This window comes from Acidovorax delafieldii 2AN (genome assembly GCF_000175235.1).
Taxonomy (GTDB): Bacteria; Pseudomonadota; Gammaproteobacteria; order Burkholderiales; family Burkholderiaceae_C; genus Acidovorax; species Acidovorax delafieldii_B.
This window is the reverse complement of sequence record NZ_ACQT01000474.1, coordinates 1-1,521: the sequence shown is the minus strand read 5'-3', so window position 1 is coordinate 1,521 and position 1,521 is coordinate 1. Positions and strand designations below refer to the sequence as shown.

Genomic DNA, 1,521 nt, shown 5'->3' with positions numbered 1-1,521 from the left:
CCCGCCCGGCTGGTTGCCGCGCTGCTGGCGCAGCCGCACGTCGAGTGGACACCCCACAGCCCGGTAGCCCGACTGCAACGGGTGAACACGGCCGCGGGCCAACCGCTCTGGCAAGCCCTGGATGCGCAAGGAATCCCGCTGGCCGAGGCCGAATGCGTGGTGCTGGCCGCGGGCCCGGCCTGCAATGCCCTGTTGGCGTCATCGGGCGCGGCCGGTCTTCCGCTGCAACCCGTGCGCGGCCAGCTGTCGTGGGGACTGCAAGGCCCCCTGGCGGCAGCGCTGCCGCCCTTTCCCGTGAACGGCAACGGCGGCCTGGTCGCCCATGTGCCCAGCGAGGAAGGCCTGGCCTGGCACATGGGTTCAACCTTTGAGCGCGATGTGGACACCCTGCCGATGACCCCCGCCGAAGTGGCTGCCGCGCACGCCACCAACTGGCGGCGCCTGCAGGAACTGGTGCCCAGTGCGGCCCCTGCGCTGCGGGCCGCATTCACGGCACGATCCCCTGCGGATGCCGGAGCCGTGCGCGCCTGGGCCAGCGTGCGCTGCACCTCGACCGACCGCCTGCCCATCGTCGGCCCCGTCGACGCAACGGCACTGCCCGGTCTTTGGGTCAACACCGCCATGGGCGCGCGCGGCCTGACGCGCGCCGTGCTGTNCGGGGAACTGGCTGGCCGCCCGGCTGCACGGCGAACCACTGCCACTGGACGCGCGGCTGGCGCGCGCCATGGGCACCGAGCGGATCTGAGCGGGCCCATCTTCGCCCCAGGCGGGGGCCGCTGTGGCGGCAGCCCCATGGCACTGCGCCCGCTCGCCCCAGGATGGGCCGGGGCCTGGGAAACCCGCGCCAGCACTGGCGCATAAGCTTATTCGCATAAGGGCAGCACGAAACAATCGTTTGTTTTCATAAGCAGCCCCCCTACATTCGCACCCATGCATGATTTCATGTTCATCTTTGCGGGTTTCGCCGTCGGGCTCATCGTGGGCCTGACCGGTGTCGGCGGCGGCTCGCTGATGACGCCCGTACTGATCTTCTTCTTCGGCGTGAAGCCCCACCTGGCCATTGGCACCGACCTGCTGTTCGCCGCCTTCACCAAGCTCGGCGGCACCGCCAGCATGGCGCGCCAGCGCCTGGTGCCCTGGCGCGTGGTGGGCCTGCTGTGCGCCGGCAGTATTCCGGCGGCGCTGAGTGCGCTGTGGCTGCTGCACCGCATGGGCCCGGGCACCGAGCGCGTGCAACAGATCATGACGACTACGCTGGGCGCCGCCCTGTTGCTGACGGCCGCCGCCACGCTCTACAAGGTGCTGGCCTTCTCGCCCAAGCACCAGGCCATCGAGCTGGCCGCGCGCAAGGCCAATGCCGCCAACGCCGCCGAGCCGCGCCACTGGAGCCTGCCCGTGCTGCTGGGCGCCGTCATCGGCACGCTGGTCACCTTCACCTCGGTGGGCGCTGGCGCCATTGGCGTCACCGTGCTGCTGCTGGTGTTCCCGCACCTGCCGCTGCCGCGCATCATCGCCGCCGAC

The 1,521-nt window shown here is 71.0% G+C and carries 1 protein-coding gene; it reads left to right on the top strand.

The window, feature by feature from the left end; genetic code table 11:
- Positions 1-930: 930 nt before the first annotated feature.
- The coding region (locus tag ACDELDRAFT_RS22330) for a sulfite exporter TauE/SafE family protein (RefSeq protein WP_005801103.1) at positions 931-1,521 on the top strand (591 nt) is incomplete at its 3' end.